An 18,250-nucleotide genomic window follows, 5' to 3' on the forward strand; every position below is an offset into this window, starting at 1 on the left:
CTGCAGCTCTTGACGGAAACCGGTGCCTCCTGTTTGAGGGTGACCAGGACGTTTGCTGTATAGGGAGATGGGCAAGGGTGGGCAAACAGTGAAGCGCGTTCTTCGGATGCTTGCCGCGGCGATCATCGCGTCCGGGGCGACCGGCTGCACGAGCATTTCCTACTACGCACAGTCGTTGCAGGGTCACGCGCAGATCATGGCCGCCCGCAAAAATATTGGAAAACTCATCCGTGATCCTTCGACGCCTGAGGCATTGCGCGCGAAATTGGCGTCGGCCAGCGCGATAAGACGGTTTGCGACGGATGAACTGGCATTGCCCGAGAACAGCAGCTACCGCAGCTATGTCGACATCCATCGCGACGCCGTGACCTGGGCCGTTTTTGCCGCGCCGCAATTCTCGCTGGCGCCACGAACATGGTGCTTTCCGGTTTTCGGCTGCGTTCCATACCGGGGTTATTTCTCCCGGAAATCCGCGGCTGAAAGCGCTGTCGAGCTTCAAAGACAAGGCCTCGACGTCTATGTCTCGGGCGTCACCGCCTATTCCACGCTTGGCTGGTCGAGTGACCCGCTGCTGAGCACCATGCTGCGTCAGGACGACACCTATCTCGCAAGCCTTGTTTTTCATGAACTGGCGCATCAGCGGCTTTATGTGGATGGCGATTCCGCATTCAACGAGGCATTCGCCGTTGCCGTCGAAACCAGCGGCGTCAGGAAATGGCTGCGCGCCGCCGGCGACTGGGCCGGATTGCGCCGATACGAAGCCGACCGCAAACGCAGCGCCGATTTTCTCGGACTGGTGGCGAGGACGCGCGACGAGTTAAGGCAGGTCTATGGTAGTCCCCGTACCCCAGAGCAGATGGCGACTGCCAAGGCAGCCGCGATCGAGAGGATGCGGGCGCGCTATCGGCGGATGCGCGACAGGCACTGGGCGGGATACCGGGGATACGACGCCTGGTTCGCTGCCCCGATCAACAACGCCAAGCTCGCCGCAACTTCTGTCTACGGTGAACAGGTTCCGGCCTTTCTTCGCTTGTTCGACCTGTGTTCCGGCGACTATCCGAGGTTTTACGCTTCTGTCCGGCGGATCGCGGATTTGCCCAAATCGTCCCGCGCCGAAGCGCTCAAGGCTGCCGACACGTGCAATTGACTTGAACAAGCACAGGCAGGTCCTGACGATCACCCCAGCGACAGTTCCTTCGTCTGGTGTCTCAAAACGAGGCCGACCGCGCCCAGCAAGGCATCGTTCTCGGTGTGCTTGCCAACGATGATGCGCGTGCGCAGGGCGGGAGCGATATCGCGGGACTTGATCAGCGTATGGCGTTCATAGGACGCGATCAGCGGCGTCAACAGAATGTCCCCTGCCAAAGCCATGTGGCCGCCGATGATGATAAGCGGCGGATTGAGCACCGAGCCGATCAGGCCGAGACCCCGGCCGGCGATCTCGGCGGTATCCTCGATCATCCGCAACGCCCTGACGTCGCCCTGCTCGGCCATGGCGATGACATCGTCCATGGTGACTTGCCGCCCAACGACACGCGAAATCTGTTCCAGCGGCCGGGTAAAACTCGCGTAGAGCTCCAGGCATCCGCGATTGCCGCAGCGGCAAAGGTCGCCGCCGGGATCGATGCTGATGTGCCCGAATTCGCCGGCGCCGCCGGCGACGCCCGTCACCAGCCGGCCATGCTGGACAATGGCGCCGCCGACACCCAGATCGATCTTGAACAGCACGAAATCGTCCTGGCCGACGGCCGCACCCCACATCAGCTCGGCAATGGCCGCGCAGTTGCTCTCATTGTCGGCGAAGATCGGCTGTTCCAGGACGGGTCCGAACACATCTCGTATGTTGACGCCGGCCCATGTTGGAACCATGCTTGCGCGCAGCACCACTCCATCGCGGCTGACAGGGCCGGAGACGGAGACACCAACCCCCAGGAGCCCCGCCATCGGCAGACCATTTTCCCTGTAGGATTGGGCAATCGCCGATTTGACCGCCTGGGCCGCCTGTTGCGGCTGGTAGTCCAGCGCCATTGGAATATTTTGTTCGGCAATGACGGAATGCGAGACATCGGCGACGATGAGCCGTATCTGCTGAAGAGCCAGGTGAATGCCGACGCAGGTGCCCGCTGTCGGATTGAGCGTCACCGCCGCGGCTGGCCTGCCGATGCCTCTGATGCCGTCGCGGCTGGTCGGGGCTTCGATCACCATTCCAGACCTTTTCAAGCCGTTAAGCGCGGTTGACACCGTCGAGCGCGCCAGACCGGTGGCGCGTGCGATCTGCAACGCGGAGAGTGCGCCGCGCTCGCTCAGGCAGCGCACGATCATGCTCTCCGGCGACGCGGAGGGTCTGTCGATCAGCCAGGTTCTAAGCGAAGGTTTTGTCATGGCTCAACATAAACATCGTTGACTGATAGCTCCAATATGTCATCTTGGAAAGAACTCGAGATTGACGCATCTCGCCGGCGGCGGCTTCAAACCGCGGCCATAAGCGGTCGAGACGAACCGTGCAACACGATATGGGAGTGAAACGATGAAGTCCGTCATGACCGCGCTTGCGGCCGCTGCTGCGTGCACATTTTTCGCCGGGGCAGCCTTCGCCGAACCCAAGACGAACCTTTTGCACCAGTGGGCGACCGGATCGGACGCCCAGGCGATCGCCAAGCTCGGCGAGATGTTCACCGCCAAGGGCGGCAAATGGGAACAGACCTCGATCGCCGGCCACACCGCCAATACGCTGGCCAAGCTGCGCGCCGACGTGATCGCCGGCAATGCCCCGCCTGCCGTGCAGCTCAAGGGCCCTGAGATCGCCGAATGGAACGAGACCGGCATGACCGCCGATCTCGACGAGTTGGCGGCCTCGGAAGGGTGGGAGAAAGTGGTGGCGCCGGAATTGCTTCCGGTGATGAAGCCGACCGGCAAATGGGTCGCCGCGCCCATGAACATCCACCGCATCAACTGGCTCTGGGCCTCGCCCAAGGTCATGCAGGCGGCCGGCGTGGCGGAAATGCCGAAGACCTGGGCCGAGTTCAATGCGGCCTGCGACAAGATCGTCGCCACAGGCAAGATCTGCATCTCGCATTCGACCGCCGACTGGACGGATTCGACGGTGTTCGAGGTCGTGCTCTACGGCCAGGACATCGATCTCTACCGCAAGGCCTTCGTCGAAGGCGATGTCGAGTCCATGCGCAGCCCGGGGATGGTCAAGGCCTTCACGCAGATGCGCCTGATGACGAGCAGGTACATGGATCCGGGCATGGTCGGCCGCGACTGGGATTCGATGTCGGCGCTCGTCGGCAAGGGCGACGCGGCGTTCCACATCATGGGCGACTGGACGATCGGCCTTTTGACCGCCGCCGGCTTCAAGGAAGGCACCGACTATGTCTGCGCCCAGGCGCCGACCGATTGGGGCAAACCCGGCTTCATCCTCAACTCGGACTCGGTCGTGTTCTTCAAGCAGAAGGACCAGGATTACATCGACGGCCAGAAGCTGCTGGCCAGCCTGATCCTGTCGCCCGACTTCCAGACGGTCTTCAACCAGGCCAAGGGCTCGATCCCCGCACGCCTGGATATCGATCTGTCGAAGGGCTTCAATCCGTGCCAGCAGCTCTCGCAGAAGGATCTGCAGGCTTCGATCAAGGAGGGCACGCTGGTCCGCTCGATGGCGCACAATATGACCATCCCGCAGAAGATGCGCGGCGCGATCATGGACTCCATTACCGAGTTCGTGGCGACGCCGGACATGTCGCCCGAGGATGGCGCCAATGCGATGGCCGACGCGGCGGAAGCACAGAAATAGACGGGAATGGCCGGGCGCGATGCCTATCCGCCCGGCCGTCCTCCCTTTCAGTCCCGTGCTCTGCCAATGCTGTACTCTGAATGTCAAATCACGACCTGATCCTGTCGGTACCGACGCCCGCCCGCCCCTGGCGCGAGCGGCTGGGCTCCGCGATGCCCTTGCTCGTGCTCGGCCCCTCACTTGTGGCGAGCTTCGTCTACGTCTTCGTGTTCACCGGCTGGACGCTCTATATCTCGCTGTCCAACTCCTCGCTGCTGCCGACCTACGGCTTCGTCGGCCTCGAGAACTACGCGTCGCTGTGGGCGAACCGGCGCTGGAACATCGCCTACAACAACCTGTTTTTCTTCAGCGCTTTCTACATCGTCGGCTCGATGGCGGTGGGACTGCTGCTGGCGATCCTGATCGACCAGCGCGTGCGCGGCGAAGCGGCCTGGCGCACGATCTTCCTCTATCCGCTGGCCGTCTCCTTCATCGTCACCGGCACGGTCTGGAGCTGGCTCTACAATCCGACCGACGGCATCCAGGCCATGGTGCGCGGTTTCGGCTGGGCGAGCTTCAGTTTCGCACTCGCCAGCGACCGGCACTATGCGATCTACGCGGTGATCATCACCGGTGTCTGGCAGGCCTCGGGCTTTGCCATGGCGCTGTTCCTGGCCGGCCTGCGCTCGGTGGATCAGGACCTCGTCAAGGCCGCGCAGATCGACGGCGCATCGACGTTCCGCATCTATCGCAAGGTGCTTCTGCCAACCATTGCGCCGATCTTCCTGGCGGTCGCCGTCATCCAGATCCAGTTCGCCATCAAGACCTTCGACCTCGTGGCGGCCCTGACCAAAGGCGGCCCGGGGATCTCGACCACCTTCCCCGCCATCTACGTCTATGACCTGATGTTCCAACGCGGCCAGATCGGCGAAGGTGCGGCCGCCGCCATCATGATGCTTGCCGCTGTTGCCGTGGTGCTGGTGCCCTATTCATTCTGGGTGGTCTGGCGCCGGCGCAAGGAAGCCGGCCATGGCTGACGTCTCCCTGGACCAGTCGCTCGACCGTCGCGCTGCCGCAGTCGCGTCGCGCCGGCATTTTCTCACCCGCTTCGCCATCTATGGGCTGCTGGTCGTCTTCGCGGCGATCTACCTGGTCCCGTTGCTGGTGGTGGTGCTGAATTCATTCCGCGACCAGCAGGAGATCGCGCGCAACGGGTTGATCTCGCTGCCGCGCAGCTTCCGCCTCGATGCCTGGGGCCAGGCCTGGAGCACCTATTGCATCGGCGGCACCTGCGAGGGCATGCAGCGCAACTTCTACAACTCCCTGAAGATGACGATCCCGGCCACGATCATCTCGACGGCGGTCGGCGCGATGAACGGTTACATCCTGTCGAAATGGCGCTTCAGAGGTTCGGAAGCTTTGTTCACCTGCATGCTGCTCGGCGTCTTCATTCCGGGCCAGATTTCGTTGATGCCGTGGGCGTTCATCCTCGGCAATCTCGGCCTCAGCAATTCGGTCTACGGGCTCGTCCTCATCCACGTCATCCAGGGCATTTCGTTCACCACTTTGTTCTGTCGCAACTACTACGTCAGCATCCCCGACGACCTGATCAAGGCGGCGCGCATCGACGGCGCCGGCTTCTGGCGCATCTTCCGCAAGATCATTCTGCCTCTCTCCTCACCGATCCTGATCGTCACGGTGATCTGGCAGTTCACCGGCATCTGGAACGAATATCTGTTCGGCGTCGTCTTCACCTCCGGGCAGCAACAGCCGATCACGGCAGCGCTCGTCGCGCTGACGGCAAGCGGCACCAATGTGCGCGCCTACGATGTCATGAGCGCCGCCGTGCTGATCGGCGCGCTGCCGCCGCTGCTGATCTATCTCTTCGGCGGCAAGTATTTTGTTCGCGGCCTGACGCAAGGTGCCATCAAATGAGGCGCGATCAAGTGAAGGGCATTGCATGTCGACATTGATCATCCGATCGCTGCGCAAGAACTTCGGCGCGGTCGAGGTGCTGAAGGGCATCGATCTCGAAGCGCGGAACGGCGAGTTCATCGCGCTGGTCGGACCGTCCGGCTGCGGCAAGTCCACTCTGCTGGCGATGATCGCCGGGCTCGAATCCGTTACCTCCGGCGAGATCCGCATCGACGGGCGGCTGGTCAATTCGGTGGCGCCGAAGGACCGCGACATCGCCATGGTGTTCCAGTCCTATGCCCTGTACCCGACGATGACGGTGCGCGAGAACATCACCTTCGGCATGGAAAGCCGCCGCGTCCCGAAGCCGCAGCAGGACGAGGCCGTCAAGCGGGTTGCCGCCTTCCTGCAGATCGAACCGCTGCTAGGGCGCAAGCCCGGACAGCTTTCGGGCGGCCAGCGCCAGCGCGTCGCCATGGGCCGGGCGCTGGTGCGCGATCCCAAACTGTTCCTGTTCGACGAGCCGCTCTCCAATCTCGATGCCAAGCTGCGCGTCGACATGCGCACCGAAATCAAGAAGCTGCATCACCGCGTCGGCAAGACCACGGTCTACGTCACCCACGACCAGGTCGAGGCGATGACGCTGGCATCGCGCATCGCCGTGATGCACCAGGGCGAGGTCCAGCAATTCGACGATCCCGCCACGATCTACAACCGTCCGGCCAACATGTTCGTCGCCGGCTTCATGGGGTCGCCGGCGATGAATTTTCTGCCAGCCGAACTGAGCCAGGAAGGCGGTCGCGCCACTGTTGTGTTGCAGACCGCCGACGGCAAGACGGCCAGCCTGCCGATGGTCCAGGCGCTCCCATCCGACACGCCGCGACAGCTCGTGCTCGGCATCCGTCCCGAGCACATCTACCGCTTCGATCCCGACCTTGCGCGCCGCAAGCCGGGCATCGCGCAGATCAATGCAGTGGTCGAACTGGTCGAGCCGACAGGCGCGGAGACCATGGCCGTCCTGCGCCTGGGCGGCAAGGAGATCACCGGCCGTTTCGACCCCGACGGCACGCCGCTTATGGGCGAGACGGTGACGCTCGGTATCGACATGGCGCGTGCCTGCCTGTTCGACCCGACGACCCAACGCCTGATCTGATCTGACCCGATCTGACCGAAGCTTGATCTGAAAAGAGTTCCGCCTTGTCCTTCGCCACCTATCCGAGCCTGTCCGAGCGTGTCGTGCTGATCACCGGCGGTGCGTCGGGCATCGGCGCCGACACGGTCCGCGCCTTCGCCGCCAATGGCGCACGAGTGGCGTTTCTTGATCTGCAGCAGGAGGCCGGCGAGGCGCTCGCGCGGGAACTCGCCGCCGCGGCAGCGCACGCGCCCCTGTTCCTGCGCTGCGATGTGACCGATATCCCCGCCCTCCAGGCCGCGATCGGCACGGTGCGCGACCGCCTAGGGCCTGTCGCGGTGCTGGTCAACAACGCCGCCGATGACAATCGCCAGCCGGTCGCCGACGTGACCCAGGCGACATGGGACCATGCCCAGGATGTGAACCTCAGGCACCACTTCTTTGCCGCCCAGGCCGTGCATCCGCACATGAAGGAAGTGGGCTTTGGTTCGATCGTCAATTTTTCCTCGATCGCCTGGCGTTTCGGCGCCTCAGAGATGGCGCCCTATGCGGCGGCCAAGGCTGCGGTGGTCGGGCTGACCTTCGCGCTGGCGCGGGCGTTTGGCCCCGACAACATCCGCGTCAACGCCATCGAGCCGGGCGCCGTCATCACCGACCGGCAGCGGGAGCTTTGGTACAAGACCCAAGGTTCGGTCGATCAGGTCGTGCAGCGCCAGGTGATCCGCAAGGTTCTGCTCGGCGAGGAGATCGCGCGCACGGTGCTGTTCCTCGCCGCCGATGACAGCCGCATGATCACCAAGCAGTCGATCACCGTGGATGCCGGCCTGAGATGACCACACCTGACTCAAAGGATCGCTTCATGCTCGAGGTCGGCCTGAACCCCTACGGCCTGACCTATCATCTCGGCCTCCAGGGCCGCGGCACGCCACGCGCCAATCCGCAGCCAGCGGGGCTCGAAGGTTTCATCGCGCTCGCGACCGATCTCGGCGCGCGCGTGCTGGAGATCTGGGTGCCATGGCTGACCGAGCTTTCCGACGACGCGGTGATCGCGCTGCGCGAACGGCTCGCCGGTATTGGCATCACGCCGGTCGTCAGCGGCGGCCTGCTGGTGGGCGAACCGCTCGACGATGCGTTTCGGGCCGCGCGCCTGCTCAAGGCCAAAATCATCCGGACGGCGCTGACGCCCATTCTCTGCGGCGACCGCAACGCCGCCGGCGAAAAATGGAGCGAGTACGTCGGCATCATTCGAGAGCGATTGGTGGAATGGGGTCCCCGCGCGAATACCGAAGGGTATGTCCTTGCGATCGAAAACCACCAGGACTTTACCAGCCGGGAACTCGTCGATTTCTGCGCCGTCGGTGGTGACAGTGTGGGCGTCACCTTCGACACCGGCAACACATTTCCGGTCGGCGAAGCGCCGCTCGATTTCACGAAGGTGATCGCCCCATATGTCCGCCATGTCCACCTCAAGGATTACCGCGTGCAGTTCACGACCGAAGGCTACCGGCTGATCCGTTGTGCCATCGGCGACGGTGCGGTGCCGTTTGCCGAGCTGTTCGCCATTCTTGGCCAGCACCACGATCGCATGACCGCCGTTCTCGAACCGGGCGCCCTGGAGGCGCGGCATGTCCGCTATCTCAGTGACGACTGGTGGCAGGGATATCCCCCGAAGACGGCGCGCGAGTTTGCCGCCTGCCTGGCGGCAGCCCAGCGCAACCGGCTGCCCGACGATGCCGACACAAGCACCCCCTGGGAGCGCGAAGCCGATGCTTCCCTGGTTTCCTATGAGCTCGACATGATCCGGCGCAGCGCCGCCAACATGCGCAAATTTGTTTTGATGGAGAAGATCCGATGACGGCACGTGAACTCGATGGACTGACCGCCTTCGTAACCGGCTCCGGCCGTGGCCTCGGCCGCGTGATGGCCGAGCGCCTGGCCGAACTCGGCGCCAATGTCGCAATCCACGACATGGACGAGGAAGCGCCGGCCAAATATGGCGAGTTCGCCAATCTCGGCGAAGTGGTCGAACGCCTGAAGCGGCACGGCACGAAGGTCACGTCGGTAACCGGCAACATTGGTGACCAGAAGGCGGTGGCCGAGATGAAGCGCAAGATCGAGGCCGATCTCGGCGACGTGCATGTGCTGGTCAATTGCGCCGGCGGCGACATCGGCGCCAAGGGCGGCAAGCCGAACCCCAACAACGCCCTCGACATCGAACTGGACGACATCCGCGTGCTCACCGAGAACAATCTGATCGGCACGATGCTGGTCTGCCAGGCCTTCGTGCCGCCGATGAAACGGCGCGGCGGCGGCTCCGTCATCAACATCGCGTCGGCGGCGGCACATCTCGGCTGCTCGCCCGAGGTCGTCTACTCCACCTTGAAGGCCGCGGTCGTGCATTACACGCGCTGTCTCGCCAAGGAACTGATCGACGACGGCGTGCGCATCAACGCGGTCAGCCCAGGCGCCACGAAGACGGCACGCTTCCAGGCGACCCGCACGGTCGATCCGGAGCGCATGGATTCGAGCAAGAAGTCGCTGAACCGCTATGCCGAGCCGGAGGAGATTGCCGAGGCGGTGGCCTTTCTAGCCGGCCCCCGCGCACGATTTATCAATGGGCAGGTGCTCCGCGTCGATGGCGGGTTTACGATCTTTCCGGGGTGATGGCGGGGTGCCTCGGATTTCAATTTCGGGGCCGAAAGCGGAAGGTCCGTTTTCGGGATTCCTGGGTTAAATTGCCCCCTCACGCCTCGAGCTTTTCGCAGCGTCAAAACGGCTGTGGAGGGATTGGCAGGCTATACCGCTGACGAAGCGCACATGTGACGCACCAGAGGTCCACTAAGCAATGGTGAACGTCATTTCTGAAGTCGCAAGCAACTCGGCCGCCCTACTCCATTGAGGTCAGCCATGCCTTCGCGGAGCCGACGCAATCTCTGCTGGAGCCTGCATGCTTCTTCAGGCGCGAGCGCTGTGTCTCAGTGCGGCATGAATCCTTTTCTCAGCCAAGCCAATATCTTGCTCCCATTGAGGACCCTGCGGACACGCCCGGCGGCCCAGCCAGCCTGCATGGTGGCGCCGGTGTGGCAACTGCAGACGATCTCATGCAACTGCCAATCGGAGAGTTCGAAGAAGCGTCTGGCTTCCCCGTAGGTATCCGATTGCATGCCCGATGCACGCAGCAGTGGATCGTCAAAGGCGACACTGATCGCCGATCCGACCGCGCGCGCTTCTCCGCGGACAGAGGGATGCAGATGCTCAGTCCCGGTGAGAGCCACAAGGGAGCGCGTCGGATTTCGATAGAGCAGTTCCGCCCACCGCTCTATCCGTTGCGTCCTTGTAGCCAGCAGAGCCGGCGATAGTGGACTGATGTCCGCGACTGACTGGAGTTGATCGAGTGTCTGGTGCTTCATGACTGCCTCCTGTTGGTCGTTCCAATCCCAAGGCCTTTGCTGCAGGATTGGCTCACACGCTAAGCCGCCTCGTAAAGGAGCGGCGGCCGATCAGGTGTTGCCACCAATCGCCCACAGGCACCACGCGGCGGCATCTGCAGCGACACCAACTGCATTCCTTCGCCAATGTTCCAGCGGGATGAAAAAAACTGTGCGGCCGGCCGACCCGACGGACCCGGCTGGCGCACGCAGGATCCTGAACTGCTGGACGATGATGACGCAGGCCCGGAAAGGCGGCTACGTTGGACCTTGCTTTTCAGGCTTGACCATGATGTTTCACTACCCGCTCGGTCATCGCGGGAAGGCCAGGAGCAGAGCCGCTGGCGGCAACGATGAGTTGCGGACGAGGTCGGGCGGTGGAGGACGACGCCCTTGGGCCGCCAGGTCACTGAAGGACCAACCCAAGCGGCGCTTCGGGCGTAAAAGCGATGTCCTTGTAGGTCTGCAATGTCTGCTTATGGAGGAACGGCGGCAAGGCCTCTTTGACCGGCATGGGGCGCATTGCTGACCGGCAGATTTTGGGCCGACAGCAGACCCTCTGCTGCTTGGGTACCCAGCACGCAAGCTGACATGTGAGACCTCGGCGCGAAGGCCGGGACCAGGCCCTCTCCAGGTTCGCATGTTGGCGCTGAAGCGCCTTATCGTTCAGCCTCGCGGCACATAGATCATATGAACCGTATCGTCATCGATCAATGTGCTCGACACCAGTTGCAGCGCAGGCCTTGCCTCGTGGAAGAAAGGCTTGCCTTTGCCGAGCACGAACGGCCTCACGTGCAGGTGATACTCCTCGATCAGCCCCAGCCTGGTCATAAGGCCGGCCAGTTCCGGACCGGAAACGCTCAGGGTACCCTCCGTGCGGGCCGCGATCTCGCGAATCTGCGCTTCAATATCGCCGGAGATGAGGGTGGCGTTTGGGCCTACCCGTGAAAGTGTGCGCGAAACGACCCATTTGGGCAGCTTGCGCCAGAGTGTCGCGAACTGGCGAAGCGGAGCGTCCCATTCCGCGTGATCATCGTCCCAATAGCGCATGACCTCGTACATCCGGCGGCCATACACAGCGCCGGTATGGTTGCGAATCGTCTCGATCCAGTACTCGAAGTGCTTCTGGCTTGGTGCGCCCATGACCAGATTTCCGGCAAGGTCATCGACATAGCCATCGATGGAAACGTTCATTCCCAAGATAAGTTTGGCCATAAGCAGCGCCTTCACATAGTCGGTTCACGGATTAACCGCTTGTAATTTGCAAGCAGTCAGACGCTATCGCAACTGATTGCAAATCGCAAGCAGCATGGAAAGAAGCGTTCGTGCCGCAAACGAGCCCTGCCTTGTCCCATCAACCCTGCACTTGAACAGCTGGGTGATCCGTCCCGGCTACCGCCATCTACGCCTGCCGTCCCGAATCGAGTTGCACCCCAAGTCGCTCGTTCCGTCTCCACCGCACCACGGCGCGATAGCTGGTATGATCGACCGGCACGTGAAGCACGAAACGGTCGGGGATTGCGATATCGGCCTTCACCCGCAGCTCCGCACCGTGGGCGTGCTGGTTACAAACCAGACAATTGATACTGGCGTCGCCAACGCGGATTGTCGCTTCCTTCAGAACAAGATCACGGATATGCGACCGTCGCTCTATCGGTGGGTCAGCCGGCATTGCCTTATCCCTCTGATTTGACGACCTGAAACTCTTCTGAACCCGGAATGGAAAGCGCACTACCGGCCCAGCGGTTGCCTCGAAAGACTGACGAGCTCGGCTTCGTCGACCACGCCGGCCATATAGTTCGCGATAATCCGGGATGCGATGGCGTCGCGTGCTTCGGGCGACTGACCGTCGCGCTTAAGCTGCTCGAATACACGGCCCAACAGCTCGAGTTCGGATGGCTGCAAAACGCCGGCCTCGGTGGCTTTGCGTCGAATGGGCATTTGTGATCCTCCACTACGGTCAACAACATACGACCGCGGCAGGGAAACTCAACTCACCTGTCGAGGGCGCCGCGCGGGCGGCGCCGACCACAAATCCCGTTTCGAACGATCGGCGCCTCAGCCGGCGGCCTCAGCCGCCTTGCGCCGCGCGTCGCTCACCGTCAGCCAGGCTGCCGAGACCAGGAAGTAAAAGGCGCCGAACGCGGCATAGGGCGCGACATCGGTGATGCCGACCGTCGCAGCGCTGCCAGCCATCCTCACAAAAAAGATGCCGGCCAGCGCCGACTGGGCGCCACTCAGCACCATTGCCCACTGCGCGCCGGACTTCCAGCGCCGGACTGCGGTTGCCAACTGAAAAAGGCCCGACAGGACCGCCCAGACGCCGAACACCGCGAGCACCGCATTCATGCTTTTGCCCAGAGCAATGGCGACCGCCGCCGTGGTGATGATGCTGATGACCAAATTCAGCAGCTGCGTCTTGTTGCGGCTTAGCCCGCCGCTGCGCTGGGCGTCGACGAAATTGGCCAGCGCATCCCAGGCGGGATAGGCGACCAACATGATGGCTGCCAGGGACGGCATTGTCCTGGAGGCAGTAAAGGCCAGCAGCACCCAGGCCGCCGCCACGGCAAAGCGTATGAAATAGTAGCTCTTGAGCCACGAGGATTGGTTGGCTTCATTCGTCTTGACAAGCATTTTCGGATTTTCCTTTTTTGTGTTTACCTACTAGAAGGTAGGTACGATGGATGCGTCGAAGAGAATTCGGCGGAGGGGCTCGCCGCCCCTGTCGCGCAAATTCCCTGTTAGTGAACCTTCCGAGACAGACGCTGAACGGTCGGCGTCAGAATGGCGCCGAAGATGGCGGGGTTGCCATAGGCGCGCGCGGACAGCATGGCGCCATGAACGGTCGCCATGAAGGTCTCTGCCTCCAGCTCCGCCGAGCCTGCAAATCCGAGAACCCCCTGCTCGGCGCCGCGCTCCATGACCCTGGTCAACCAGGACGACAGAAACCTGAAGTAAGCCCGCACTTCGACGGCAATTTCAGCCGGGAGCGCCGGGAGTTCGCTGGCAAGCAGCGCGCAGACGCAAAACGGAACGCTCGCATCCTCGATGCATTTTGCCCAGTAGTCGGCATAGGTCTGAAGCAGTGCAAGCGGGTCTGGGAGTTTACTTTCCAGATCTGCCATGCCGGCCTCGGTACGCTCGCGATGGCGCGCCACAAGCGTGCGGACAAGATCGACCTTGCTGGGGAAATGATGGTGGATGCTCGCCTTGCGGATCCCCACCTCGCCGGCGATATCGGCATAGCTGAATCCGTTGTAGCCGCCGGCCACGATGAAGTTTCGCGCGGACGCCAGAATCTGATCGGAGGTCGCCACAAGGTTGCTCATGGCGTTTACCTACCTACTAGTAGGACTAGCCGTCAACGCCGAATTTCGGAGCGGGGAGCTTTTCACTCAAGCGATACTGATCTGGCGTCCATAAATACAAGGCCCGCCGGCAAAGCCGGCGGGCGCAATAGGTCGTAAGATACCTCGCTAGAACCAGCCTCGGTCGCGTTCCTGGCTTTGCCCGAGCAGCATGCCGATCAACAACCCGGCAATGCCACCAAGCACGAAAGCGCTGCTGATGGTGCCGGGATTTTGCTGGACGGCTTCGGACACCGTCTGCGCCTGCGATCTCAGCTGCTGCGTTGCCCGTGCCGCGCGCTCGGTCGCGCTGCCGTACCAGCCGCCGGCTTCGCCGACGGCATCTTCTGCGCGGTCGGCAAGCGTCCGGTTGATCTTGCTGATCTCGCGCCTCAGCGATGCGACCTGCTTCTCCAGGGCCTCCTGGGCCTCTCGGGCGGAAATCTTCGGGGTGTCCTTGGGGGTGTCCTTCGCGGTGTCCTTCGGGGTGTCGTTGTCGGCCATGGCTGTTCCTTTCGTTGAGGCAGGGGGAACGGCCAACGGACAAGGATGGTTCCGCTGCCTGCGTCACAGTCATTCGCCCGGCCGGCCGCTAACTTTGGGAACACTCTCCCGATCCAACGGTTGTGGCTGATGGAGGGCACGCATTTGTCGAATTGATCGAGCCATGCTGAAACGCTGCGGACGGTCTCCGACCTGCTCCACCGCGCCCGCCGTGTCATTCGCGACGGCGGCCATGCGGCGGCGATGTTCGAAATAGACACGCTGCTGCAGGTCGCACAAACAGAGGTTGCGCGCCGCCTCGAACGCAACGATCGCTGAACCTCGATAGGTCACCGCGGGCGGTGTTCACTTGCCGGCGGCGAAGGGCCTCGTTTCCCTTTTTGATCGACTTGCAAGGCGCCCATCGAGCGGGTCGCCGTCCTCAGCGTCGGCATGGCAAAGGCGCAAAAAGCCGCTGACGAGGGGCCATCATCGCGGCATCGACCCTCCCGGCTATAACGCTTTGGCGGCGGAACAAAGCTTGGCCGCACTGGTTAGGCTCACAGCACGATGTGTGCCCCAACGAGGATTTCTGTCCATGAAAACACGTGTTCTTCTAGCTTCGCTGGCCACCGCCACAGCCATGGTCTTCGCCCTGCCCGCCTTCGCCGCCGACAGTGCTCAGGACTTTGTCGACAAGGCTGCCATCGGCGGCCTGTTCGAAGTGGATTCCAGCAAGATCGCAGAAGGCAAGGCCCAGGATCAAGGCGTTAAGGATTTCGCCAAGAAGATGATCGACGATCACGGCGCCGCCAACGCCAAGCTTGCGACCATCGCCGGCGAACAGAAGCTGAAAGTGCCGACGGAGCTGGACGCCAAGCACAAGGCCGATCTGGAGGCTCTGCAGAATGCCAACGATGCCGTCGACAAGCCCTATGTCCAGATGCAGCGCGATGCGCATTCGGAGGCGGTCACGCTGTTCGAGAGCTATGCCAAGGACGGCGACAACGCGCAACTGAAGACCTTCGCCTCCGAGACCTTGCCGACGCTCAAAATGCATCAGGAAATGGTCGAGAAGATCGCTTCCGCCGACAATGCATCGTCGACCACCAGCTCCACCACCCCGGCCGTGAGCACGACCGACACCACCAATCCGGCCGCCCCGGTCCCGGGTGCCAACAGCTTCACCGAGGATCAGGCGAAGAGCCGCATTCAGGATGCCGGCTTCTCCGGCGTGTCCAAGCTGACCAAAGACGACCAGGGCATCTGGCGCGGTCAGGCCACCAAGGATGGCAAGACCACGACCGTGGCGCTCGATTATCAGGGCAACGTCGTTGCCGGCGCCAACTGAACCTCTGAACCAGATCGAGGAGATCAAGACCATGAAAACCGTAACAGGACTTTTCGACAACTACGATGATGCCTCCGATGCCGTCGGCGAACTGGAGGCAATCGGCGTGCCGCAGGCCGACATCAGCATCGTCGCCAACAATTCGGACGACTGGTACGACGATGGCGACACCTCCAACGCCGCCGAGGATGCAGCCGGCGGCGCCGGTCTCGGAGCCGTCATTGGCGGCGCCGGCGGGCTTCTGACAGGGCTCGGCATCATGGCCATTCCGGGCGTCGGTCCGGTCGTGGCCGCAGGATGGCTGGCTGCCACCGCGGTCGGCGCCGTTGGCGGCGCGGTCGTCGGTGGCGCTGCCGGCGGCATCGTCGGGGCGCTGACCGAGTCAGGCGTCCCCGAAAGGGATGCGCATGTCTATGCGGAGGGCGTTCGCCGCGGTGGCACGATGGTGACCGCCAGGGTCAGCGACGAACTCGCCGATGAGGCCGAGCGTATTCTTGGCGAATCCAACTCGGTCGATCTGCAAGACCGCCGACGCGCCTATGAAGCCGGTGGCTGGACCGGCTTCGATGCCAATGCCGACCCCTACACCGACATCGAGGCCGAGCGCGACAGAACGCGCAACGCCAGCCCACTCTGATCATCGAGCCCCGTCGCCGTACGGCGGCGGGGCCGAAGGTGCTGTCGGCGCACTGCAAGCGACGTTCAGATTCGGCCATAAGGGGCGGGTTCTATTCGGACCTGCCCCTTTTCGCTGTTGCCTTGGCTTGACCGGCTCTTGCCGTGTTAGCATCGAACCAACGAAACCAGCCCAGGAAAGCATGTGCCCGTCCCCGCAACTGATTGCCGAATGGCCGTTGTCGCCGTCAGCGACACTCGGGTCCGCCGTGCGCTCCAAGGGGATCGAACGTGAAGTCAGAGCCCGACTGCCATGGGCAGTCAGGAAGCACGTCAAGGCCGAGACGGGCCGCATCGCATTGCGAATGTCGAGATCCGAAGCGGAAGCGTTCAAGGCCGCCTCTGCCAATATCTCCAAAACACTGGAGGGAGTGGAAGCGCTGCCTGTGCTTCCACGCGAGGTCGAGGATATCCTTACGATCTCTTCGCGCGAGCGCCACAAATGGCTCAAGGACGGTCGGCTGCAAAGCACCGGCACACGCACCGTCAAGATGCGTGGGCGATCAAAGTCTGTCACCTTCCACGTTTTCGACCCGCGCCACATCGAAGACGTCCTGGACCGCGATCTGGCAACCGTGTGGAGAGAGCAGGATGTCCAGGAGGTCGCCGAGAACAGGCGGCGCGGCGCGGGCAAGGCCGCGTTGACGCGCGCGGTAAAAGGCACCGGGCAGGCACGCACTGCGAGGAAGGCCCGGAACACGGACGGCCCGCCGCCCGGATTGAAGGGCTGGGATGCGTTCGAGGACGAAGGCCTGCTGCGATAATGATGCTGGTGCTTGCCCTTGTCTTTTGGGCGTGTGCGGGGGCGAGCCTCCGCCTCAGCGCATCAATCCCGCTGCCCTGAGCGCGTCCTCGATGACCTTGGTAATCCCGCCCGCCGGACCGCCTGGCGGATTGACAGGCTCCGGGGGCGGATCGACACGGACGGCTCGCGGTTTTTCCTTCGGCGAGAAAGGCTGCAATGCAGTGCCTGAAGCGGCCTCGGCTTTCGCCGCGCGTCGTACGTCTGGCTTCGTCAGCCCCCAGAAACGGGCGATGTGGCGCGTCGAGGAAATCCCGACATCCAGCATGAACGGCCCTTCTTTGCCGAGAGCATTGTCGCCGCTCGCCTGCAATGGCGTGCCATGGCCCATGCCGGCAATGCTGTATGCCTCGACCACGTCGCGGCCTTTGCCATCGCACCAGACTTTTCGGCTCTGACCGTCGACCTTTTCCGTGCGTGTCGGCGCTTGAGCGAGGCCGTGCACGCCCTGCCATTGCGCCAGCACCGCGTCGGCATTGGAAGGCACCACGGTCGTATCGGCCGAGCCCTGCCAGACCGAAATCCTCGGCCACGGCCCCTTGTGCGGCGAAGCTTCCCGCAACAGACGCTGCAGGTCGCTTCTGGACGGTCCGCCATGGCCACGCATGCGGTCGAAGGCTTCGGGGATGGTCGAGGCGCTGCCATAGGCAAGCCCGGCAATGATCGCGCCACCGGCAAACACGTCCGGGTAGGTCGCCAGCATCACCGCCGCCATGGCGCCGCCGGCGGAAAGACCGGTGACGAATATCCGCTTGCGGTCGAGACCGTGGGTGACCACCGCCGCCTCGATCATCTGGCGGATGGACAGTGCCTCGCCGCTGTCGCGGCTTACATCGCCCGGCACGAACCAGTTGAAGCAAAGATTGGCGTTGTTGGCGCGCTGCTGCTCGGGGAGAAGCACGGCAAAACCCTGCTCGGCAGCAAGTTCGGTCCAGCCGGAACCATGATCGTAAGCGGCTGCATTCTGGGTACAGCCATGCAGCACCACGACCAGCGCTGCCTGCTTCGGCAGGTTTTCAGGGAGATAAAACCGCGCGCGCAAGGCGCCGGGATTGGACCCGAACCCTGTCATCTCGGACAGGTGATCGTCCTTGCTCTGTCCTGCACCGGCTGGCCGGCCGCGCATCGCGCTCAGCCGGGCGATCGTATCGGATATGTCTCGCAAATCGGTATCCTTGCGCGCCGGAATGGGCAGACTCGTGCACACAACGCACACGCAGGAATATCGTTGCTGCACTGCACAATAACAAGCGGCGCGGCCGATTAAATGACCCCGGTGGATCACAGGATCCGCTGCACGGCTTGTGACGGACCAGCGCAATTTGGCCCGGCTGACCTCTTGTCAG

At 62.9% G+C, this 18,250-nt stretch carries 20 protein-coding genes; 11 read left to right on the top strand and 9 right to left on the bottom strand.

Annotation, left to right across the window (positions count from 1 at the left end; translation table 11 throughout):
• Positions 1 to 106: 106 nt before the first annotated feature.
• Positions 107 to 1,147, top strand: a complete 1,041-nt coding sequence (locus AC3EML_RS29605) for an aminopeptidase (RefSeq protein WP_033001303.1) — start codon at positions 107 to 109, stop codon at positions 1,145 to 1,147.
• 29 nt (positions 1,148 to 1,176) lie between these two features.
• Here AC3EML_RS29605 and AC3EML_RS29610 read toward each other — a convergent pair whose 3' ends face one another.
• Positions 1,177 to 2,382, bottom strand: coding sequence for an ROK family transcriptional regulator (locus AC3EML_RS29610; RefSeq protein WP_023707591.1), 1,206 nt, complete (start codon positions 2,380 to 2,382; stop codon positions 1,177 to 1,179).
• Positions 2,383 to 2,527: 145 nt separating this feature from the next.
• On the opposite strand from AC3EML_RS29610, the gene AC3EML_RS29615 reads away from it, so the two are divergent.
• From AC3EML_RS29615 to AC3EML_RS29645, 7 genes are all read left to right on the top strand, one after another.
• Positions 2,528 to 3,793, top strand: a complete 1,266-nt coding sequence (locus AC3EML_RS29615) for an ABC transporter substrate-binding protein (RefSeq protein ID WP_023700959.1) — start codon at positions 2,528 to 2,530, stop codon at positions 3,791 to 3,793.
• 80 nt (positions 3,794 to 3,873) lie between these two features.
• Positions 3,874 to 4,809, top strand: a complete 936-nt coding sequence (locus AC3EML_RS29620; protein ID WP_023671101.1) for a carbohydrate ABC transporter permease — start codon at positions 3,874 to 3,876, stop codon at positions 4,807 to 4,809.
• Complete coding sequence (locus AC3EML_RS29625) at positions 4,802 to 5,707, top strand: carbohydrate ABC transporter permease (protein ID WP_023671100.1); 906 nt, start codon at positions 4,802 to 4,804, stop codon at positions 5,705 to 5,707. The genes AC3EML_RS29620 and AC3EML_RS29625 overlap by 8 nt, the downstream gene beginning before the upstream one ends.
• 25 nt (positions 5,708 to 5,732) lie before the next feature.
• Positions 5,733 to 6,839 carry an ABC transporter ATP-binding protein gene (locus AC3EML_RS29630; RefSeq protein ID WP_023828263.1) on the top strand — a complete coding sequence of 369 codons (1,107 nt, stop codon included), beginning with the start codon at positions 5,733 to 5,735 and terminating at the stop codon, positions 6,837 to 6,839.
• Between the two features lie 44 nt (positions 6,840 to 6,883).
• Positions 6,884 to 7,651 carry an SDR family NAD(P)-dependent oxidoreductase gene (locus tag AC3EML_RS29635; protein ID WP_352521461.1) on the top strand — a complete coding sequence of 256 codons (768 nt, stop codon included), beginning with the start codon at positions 6,884 to 6,886 and terminating at the stop codon, positions 7,649 to 7,651.
• A 26-nt stretch (positions 7,652 to 7,677) separates the two neighbouring features.
• A complete protein-coding gene (locus tag AC3EML_RS29640) occupies positions 7,678 to 8,673 on the top strand; it encodes a sugar phosphate isomerase/epimerase family protein (RefSeq protein WP_352521462.1) in 996 nt (331 codons plus the stop codon).
• On the top strand, positions 8,670 to 9,482 hold the full coding sequence (locus tag AC3EML_RS29645) for an SDR family NAD(P)-dependent oxidoreductase (RefSeq protein WP_352521463.1): 813 nt from the start codon (positions 8,670 to 8,672) through the stop codon (positions 9,480 to 9,482). Before AC3EML_RS29640 ends, AC3EML_RS29645 begins: the two co-directional genes overlap by 4 nt.
• Positions 9,483 to 9,793: 311 nt before the next feature.
• Here the strand turns inward: AC3EML_RS29645 and AC3EML_RS29650 are convergent, their stop codons facing one another.
• The 7 genes from AC3EML_RS29650 to AC3EML_RS29680 form a co-directional block, all read right to left on the bottom strand.
• Complete coding sequence (locus tag AC3EML_RS29650) at positions 9,794 to 10,228, bottom strand: hypothetical protein (protein ID WP_023671095.1); 435 nt, start codon at positions 10,226 to 10,228, stop codon at positions 9,794 to 9,796.
• A gap of 684 nt (positions 10,229 to 10,912) precedes the next feature.
• A complete protein-coding gene (locus AC3EML_RS29655) occupies positions 10,913 to 11,461 on the bottom strand; it encodes a dihydrofolate reductase family protein (RefSeq protein WP_023754306.1) in 549 nt (182 codons plus the stop codon).
• Positions 11,462 to 11,648: 187 nt separating this feature from the next.
• Complete coding sequence (locus tag AC3EML_RS29660; protein WP_023726509.1) at positions 11,649 to 11,918, bottom strand: PilZ domain-containing protein; 270 nt, start codon at positions 11,916 to 11,918, stop codon at positions 11,649 to 11,651.
• 59 nt (positions 11,919 to 11,977) lie between these two features.
• Positions 11,978 to 12,187 carry a hypothetical protein gene (locus AC3EML_RS29665; protein ID WP_023671091.1) on the bottom strand — a complete coding sequence of 70 codons (210 nt, stop codon included), beginning with the start codon at positions 12,185 to 12,187 and terminating at the stop codon, positions 11,978 to 11,980.
• Between the two features lie 117 nt (positions 12,188 to 12,304).
• The gene (locus AC3EML_RS29670) at positions 12,305 to 12,880 is read right to left on the bottom strand and encodes a DUF308 domain-containing protein (protein WP_023704144.1); all 576 of its coding nucleotides are present in this window, start codon (positions 12,878 to 12,880) and stop codon (positions 12,305 to 12,307) included.
• Between the two features lie 107 nt (positions 12,881 to 12,987).
• Positions 12,988 to 13,575, bottom strand: coding sequence for a TetR/AcrR family transcriptional regulator (locus AC3EML_RS29675; protein WP_023704145.1), 588 nt, complete (start codon positions 13,573 to 13,575; stop codon positions 12,988 to 12,990).
• A gap of 147 nt (positions 13,576 to 13,722) precedes the next feature.
• Positions 13,723 to 14,097, bottom strand: a complete 375-nt coding sequence (locus AC3EML_RS29680) for a hypothetical protein (RefSeq protein ID WP_023704146.1) — start codon at positions 14,095 to 14,097, stop codon at positions 13,723 to 13,725.
• Between the two features lie 577 nt (positions 14,098 to 14,674).
• On the opposite strand from AC3EML_RS29680, the gene AC3EML_RS29685 reads away from it, so the two are divergent.
• The 3 genes from AC3EML_RS29685 (at position 14,675) to AC3EML_RS29695 (ending at position 16,866) form a co-directional block, all read left to right on the top strand.
• Positions 14,675 to 15,427 (top strand): DUF4142 domain-containing protein, encoded by a 753-nt coding sequence (locus AC3EML_RS29685; protein ID WP_023671088.1) that lies wholly within the window; start codon positions 14,675 to 14,677, stop codon positions 15,425 to 15,427.
• 31 nt (positions 15,428 to 15,458) lie between these two features.
• Positions 15,459 to 16,064, top strand: coding sequence for a general stress protein (locus tag AC3EML_RS29690; RefSeq protein ID WP_023704148.1), 606 nt, complete (start codon positions 15,459 to 15,461; stop codon positions 16,062 to 16,064).
• 181 nt (positions 16,065 to 16,245) lie between these two features.
• Positions 16,246 to 16,866 carry a hypothetical protein gene (locus AC3EML_RS29695; protein ID WP_352521626.1) on the top strand — a complete coding sequence of 207 codons (621 nt, stop codon included), beginning with the start codon at positions 16,246 to 16,248 and terminating at the stop codon, positions 16,864 to 16,866.
• Positions 16,867 to 16,920: 54 nt separating this feature from the next.
• Here the strand turns inward: AC3EML_RS29695 and AC3EML_RS29700 are convergent, their stop codons facing one another.
• On the bottom strand, positions 16,921 to 18,069 hold the full coding sequence (locus AC3EML_RS29700) for an extracellular catalytic domain type 1 short-chain-length polyhydroxyalkanoate depolymerase (protein ID WP_352521553.1): 1,149 nt from the start codon (positions 18,067 to 18,069) through the stop codon (positions 16,921 to 16,923).
• Between the last annotated feature and the right edge of the window lie 181 nt (positions 18,070 to 18,250).

The organism is Mesorhizobium sp. P170090 (genome assembly GCF_057786115.1).

Excerpts from the sequence above, each read along its gene's own strand:
- AC3EML_RS29605 (WP_033001303.1), top strand. The coding sequence starts at position 107 with ATGCTTGCCGCGGCGATCATCGCGTCCGGGGCGACCGGCTGCACGAGC.
- AC3EML_RS29610 (WP_023707591.1), bottom strand. The coding sequence starts at position 2,382 with ATGACAAAACCTTCGCTTAGAACCTGGCTGATCGACAGACCCTCCGCG.
- AC3EML_RS29615 (WP_023700959.1), top strand. The coding sequence starts at position 2,528 with ATGAAGTCCGTCATGACCGCGCTTGCGGCCGCTGCTGCGTGCACATTT.
- AC3EML_RS29620 (WP_023671101.1), top strand. The coding sequence starts at position 3,874 with ATGTCAAATCACGACCTGATCCTGTCGGTACCGACGCCCGCCCGCCCC.
- AC3EML_RS29625 (WP_023671100.1), top strand. The coding sequence starts at position 4,802 with ATGGCTGACGTCTCCCTGGACCAGTCGCTCGACCGTCGCGCTGCCGCA.
- AC3EML_RS29630 (WP_023828263.1), top strand. The coding sequence starts at position 5,733 with ATGTCGACATTGATCATCCGATCGCTGCGCAAGAACTTCGGCGCGGTC.
- AC3EML_RS29640 (WP_352521462.1), top strand. The coding sequence starts at position 7,678 with ATGCTCGAGGTCGGCCTGAACCCCTACGGCCTGACCTATCATCTCGGC.
- AC3EML_RS29645 (WP_352521463.1), top strand. The coding sequence starts at position 8,670 with ATGACGGCACGTGAACTCGATGGACTGACCGCCTTCGTAACCGGCTCC.
- AC3EML_RS29650 (WP_023671095.1), bottom strand. The coding sequence starts at position 10,228 with ATGAAGCACCAGACACTCGATCAACTCCAGTCAGTCGCGGACATCAGT.
- AC3EML_RS29655 (WP_023754306.1), bottom strand. The coding sequence starts at position 11,461 with ATGGCCAAACTTATCTTGGGAATGAACGTTTCCATCGATGGCTATGTC.
- AC3EML_RS29660 (WP_023726509.1), bottom strand. The coding sequence starts at position 11,918 with ATGCCGGCTGACCCACCGATAGAGCGACGGTCGCATATCCGTGATCTT.
- AC3EML_RS29665 (WP_023671091.1), bottom strand. The coding sequence starts at position 12,187 with ATGCCCATTCGACGCAAAGCCACCGAGGCCGGCGTTTTGCAGCCATCC.
- AC3EML_RS29670 (WP_023704144.1), bottom strand. The coding sequence starts at position 12,880 with ATGCTTGTCAAGACGAATGAAGCCAACCAATCCTCGTGGCTCAAGAGC.
- AC3EML_RS29675 (WP_023704145.1), bottom strand. The coding sequence starts at position 13,575 with ATGAGCAACCTTGTGGCGACCTCCGATCAGATTCTGGCGTCCGCGCGA.
- AC3EML_RS29680 (WP_023704146.1), bottom strand. The coding sequence starts at position 14,097 with ATGGCCGACAACGACACCCCGAAGGACACCGCGAAGGACACCCCCAAG.
- AC3EML_RS29685 (WP_023671088.1), top strand. The coding sequence starts at position 14,675 with ATGAAAACACGTGTTCTTCTAGCTTCGCTGGCCACCGCCACAGCCATG.
- AC3EML_RS29690 (WP_023704148.1), top strand. The coding sequence starts at position 15,459 with ATGAAAACCGTAACAGGACTTTTCGACAACTACGATGATGCCTCCGAT.
- AC3EML_RS29695 (WP_352521626.1), top strand. The coding sequence starts at position 16,246 with ATGTGCCCGTCCCCGCAACTGATTGCCGAATGGCCGTTGTCGCCGTCA.